General features: G+C 44.4%; 1 protein-coding gene. It reads left to right on the top strand.

Annotation, left to right across the window (positions count from 1 at the left end):
• The coding region (locus R0J87_RS20720; RefSeq protein ID WP_498888611.1) for a polysaccharide deacetylase family protein at positions 1–270 on the top strand (270 nt) is incomplete at both ends.

Below are 270 nucleotides of genomic sequence, written 5' to 3'. Positions count from 1 at the left end.
AAGAGCGGTTAAGCAAGACAACAGCCTGGGTATGACAGAAAAACTGACACAACTTAAACAGCTGTTGCAACTTGATAGCAAGCATATGCCTAAGCCGACCGATCTGTTTATCAACTGGGCGCAGTTGAAAGAAATGGCTGACAACGGCATGCATATCGGCTCTCATACTCTGTCGCATAATATTCTTTCTCACCTAAGTGTGGAGAAACAGTTAATTGAGTTGACGCAGTCAAAGCAGCGGCTGGAAACCATGCTGAATTGTAACGTTAG

The organism is Halomonas sp. SIMBA_159, assembly GCF_046536035.1.
In the GTDB taxonomy this organism is placed as follows: Bacteria; Pseudomonadota; Gammaproteobacteria; order Pseudomonadales; family Halomonadaceae; genus Vreelandella; species Vreelandella venusta_A.
Note: the sequence above shows the minus strand (reverse complement) of the source record. Positions and strands in the feature narration are given on the sequence as shown.